Below are 3,309 nucleotides of genomic sequence, written 5' to 3' on the forward strand. Positions count from 1 at the left end.
GATACTTCGACGAACGATTCATTCATTGTCATTGCTTCGGGCAAGTCGACGCTACCGTTGATCGCTTCTACGGATTCGGCTGCCTATATTGCGTTGCGTGACGCAGTGACGTCGGTCGCGCAGGAACTGGCGCAACTGATCGTGCGCGATGGCGAAGGCGCGACCAAGTTCATGACGGTGACGGTGGAAGGCGGCACAAGCGAAGCCGAATGCCGTCTGATCGCGTATGCGATCGGTCATTCGCCGCTCGTGAAGACCGCGTTCTACGCGTCCGATCCTAATCTCGGCCGGATTCTCGCTGCTATCGGCTATGCGGGCGTGGCGGATCTCGACGTGAACAAGATCGACCTGTATCTCGACGACGTCCTGGTCGCGAAGAACGGCGGCCGCAATCCTGAGTATCGCGAGGAAGACGGCCAGCGCGTGATGAAGAAAAGCGAGATCGCGATTCGCGTGCTGCTAGGCCGCGGTCAGGCCGACGCTACCATCTGGACGTGCGATCTCTCGCACGATTACGTCAGCATCAACGCCGATTACCGGTCTTGAACCACCTACATTTCCCATGGACAAACTCGAACAATTTCTGACCCGCGCCGAAGCTGTCCTGGCGCGCGTAGAAGGGATGTTGCCGCCGGCTCCGCCCGAAATCGACTGGAACAGTGCCGTGGCATTTCGCTGGCGCAAGCGTCAGGGTCGCGGATTCCTGCAGCCGGTACCGAACCTGTCGCCGTTGTCGCTCGATGATCTTTGCAATATCGAGCGCCAAAAGGGGCTGATCGAGCAGAACACGCGGCAATTCGTGCGCAAGTCGCCTGCGAACAACGTTTTGCTGACGGGCGCGCGCGGTACCGGCAAGTCATCGCTGATCAAGGCATGCCTGAACAAGTACCACACGGAAGGGTTGCGGCTGATCGAAGTCGATAAAGACGATCTCCACGATCTCGGTGACATTGTCGATCTGATCTCCGCGCGGCCGGAACGGTTCATCGTTTTCTGCGACGACCTTTCGTTCGAAGAGGGTGAGTCGGGCTACAAGGCGCTGAAAGTAGCGCTCGACGGCTCGATCTCCGCGCAATCGGACAACGTGCTGATCTACGCGACGTCGAACCGACGCCATTTGTTGCCCGAATACATGAGCGACAACGAGACCTACAAACACACGTCCGACGGCGAAATTCATCCCGGCGAAGTGGTCGAAGAGAAGATTTCGCTGTCCGAGCGATTCGGCCTCTGGGTGAGCTTCTACCCGTTCAAGCAGGACGACTACTTGACGATCGTCGGGCATTGGCTGAAGCATTTCGGTTGCCAGGCGGAAGAGATTGCCGGTGCTCGCGGCGACGCCCTCGTATGGGCGCTGGAGCGTGGTTCGCGCTCGGGACGTGTGGCGTGGCAATTTGCCCGCGACTGGTCGGGCCGCAAGGTATGACGGCATCGACTTCTGCTACGAACGTTTCAAATACGGCGCCCGATGGGCGCCGAGTGACTGACGTCGCGGTCGGCGTGCTCGTGCAGCCGGACGGGCGTTATCTGCTGGCTCAGCGTCCGGAAGGCAAGCCGTATGAAGGTTACTGGGAGTTTCCCGGCGGCAAGCTGGAAGCGGGGGAAAGCGTTGAAGCAGCGCTCACGCGGGAATTGCATGAGGAATTGGGTATCGATGTGACCGCCTGCGAGCGCTGGCGGACGCTTGAGCACGACTATCCGCATGCTTACGTGCGGCTCTACTTCTGCAAGGTAACCGCGTGGAGCGGTGAGCCGGTCGGCCGCGAAGGCCAGGCGCTGGCCTGGCAGCATCTTCCCGCTAATGTCACGCCGTTGTTGCCCGCGGCCATTCCTGTGTTGGAGTGGCTCTCGGCTGAAGCGGTTTAGCTGGACGCTTTGTTACGCAGCGGTCCAGTGGCTTAGTTCAGGCCGCTGTGCGAGTCTTCATCGGGTGGCGTGTCTTGTTGACTGCCGCCGATCTTGTATTTCTCGGTCGCCCAGGCGCCGAGATCGATCTGCTTGCAACGGTCTGAACAAAACGGACGAAAGCGGCTTTCAGGAACCCAGCGGACATCCTTCTCGCAAGTCGGGCATTTAACGATAGTGGTCATTCTGCAGAGCGGATTTAAAGAGGTTGAGTTCAGTAAATGGGGTTTCTAAGCCCAACTTAAAGACTGCATAGCGTCAGGTGAAACGGGATGTCAGCGTCTACTGCACGGGGCCTCAGATCGCCGTCCTGAACCGTAAAGCGCACCCACAGCATGTACTTGTTCGCACTCGCCTCGGGAATCAGGCGCGTGTCGGACGGCACCCGCACCTGCATCAATTGATAAGTCCGACCCGAAAGCATCTGCTGATAGCTGCCTTGCATTGCCATGACTTTGGACGCCTGGCCCGACTCACGCGCGAGACGCAACACGATAGTGGCGGCGTCGCGTAACGGCAACATGGGCGTGACCCATTTCGCAATGTCTCCGCGGCGCTCCTCGGCTGGATTTTGCTGCCACGCGAAGTACGACGGCAGATCAAAGCGGCAGGTTCCACCCGGGATAATCGTACGGCTGCGAATGCTCGCGAGCCATTCGTTATCGGCCAGATGCTGGCCTGTCTTGCCCTGCATCTGCCCGAGGCCGGCCAATGTCTGCTCGATTTCGCCAAGCACCGACTCCAGCGCATCCTGCTCGATACCGGGATTGCCCCGGAACGGCGCGAGCGTCTGGCGTTGCCGCTCCAGTTCCTTCATCAGGTCCGCTTTCAGATCCGTGCGGCCCGCGACTTCGGCGATCTCGAACAACGTGGTCAACGCGGCGTGATGTTCGCGCGGGTCCTCTTGAGTCAGAAAGAAGGTGAAGCGCTCGAAAAGATCTTCGAGACGCAGCAGCGTTCTGATTCGCTCATTGAAGGGGTACTCGTAAAGGATCAAGCGCGCTCGCCTCGGCGTTGGTCGATGGATTCGATGGCAGAAAGTGAGGACATTCTAATGCCGCATCAAACCCCAGGCAAATCCACACATTTAATAGCGTCCGAAGCGCATTTTCAGCGCCGTTCCTGACGAGTTCCCATGCGTTGCGCGCACTTGTCAGGTATGCGGTTTGCTCGGCGCCGAAGCCATTGCTACGTAACGCATGTGCAGTGCGTCCACCTCGCGCTGCAGGGTTTCGAGTGTCGCGGCGTGATCGTTGACCACGACATCGTCGGCGGCCGCCAGACGCGCTTCACGCGTAGCCTGGCGCGCGATGATCGCCAGCACTTGATCGCGCGTGAAGCCGTTACGCTGCATCACGCGTTCAATCTGCGTCTCCACTGGGCAATCCACCACGAGAATGCGCT

6 protein-coding genes are annotated in these 3,309 nt (G+C 59.4%); 3 read left to right on the forward strand and 3 right to left on the reverse strand.

Going from position 1 to position 3,309, the window contains the following annotated elements; genetic code table 11:
- The 3 genes from JWR14_RS11615 to JWR14_RS11625 form a co-directional block, all read left to right on the forward strand.
- The coding region (locus tag JWR14_RS11615) for a bifunctional ornithine acetyltransferase/N-acetylglutamate synthase (protein WP_299706143.1) at window positions 1–546 on the forward strand (546 nt) is incomplete at its 5' end.
- Window positions 547–562: 16 nt separating this feature from the next.
- A complete protein-coding gene (locus JWR14_RS11620; RefSeq protein ID WP_299706147.1) occupies window positions 563–1,426 on the forward strand; it encodes an ATP-binding protein in 864 nt (287 codons plus the stop codon).
- The gene (locus JWR14_RS11625; protein ID WP_299706150.1) at window positions 1,423–1,866 is read left to right on the forward strand and encodes an NUDIX domain-containing protein; all 444 of its coding nucleotides are present in this window, start codon (window positions 1,423–1,425) and stop codon (window positions 1,864–1,866) included. Before JWR14_RS11620 ends, JWR14_RS11625 begins: the two co-directional genes overlap by 4 nt.
- Window positions 1,867–1,898: 32 nt before the next feature.
- Here JWR14_RS11625 and yacG read toward each other — a convergent pair whose 3' ends face one another.
- The 3 genes from yacG to JWR14_RS11640 all read right to left on the reverse strand — a co-directional run.
- Window positions 1,899–2,090: a DNA gyrase inhibitor YacG gene (gene yacG, locus JWR14_RS11630; RefSeq protein WP_089162457.1), complete on the reverse strand. Its 192-nt coding sequence runs from the start codon at window positions 2,088–2,090 to the stop codon at window positions 1,899–1,901.
- Window positions 2,091–2,146: 56 nt separating this feature from the next.
- On the reverse strand, window positions 2,147–2,902 hold the full coding sequence (gene zapD, locus JWR14_RS11635; protein ID WP_031360708.1) for a cell division protein ZapD: 756 nt from the start codon (window positions 2,900–2,902) through the stop codon (window positions 2,147–2,149).
- A gap of 156 nt (window positions 2,903–3,058) precedes the next feature.
- Window positions 3,059–3,309, reverse strand: a 251-nt coding sequence (locus tag JWR14_RS11640) for a dephospho-CoA kinase (protein WP_299706159.1), incomplete at its 5' end; no start/stop codon positions are given.

The organism is Caballeronia sp., assembly GCF_028292365.1.
Lineage (GTDB): Bacteria > Pseudomonadota > Gammaproteobacteria > Burkholderiales > Burkholderiaceae > Caballeronia.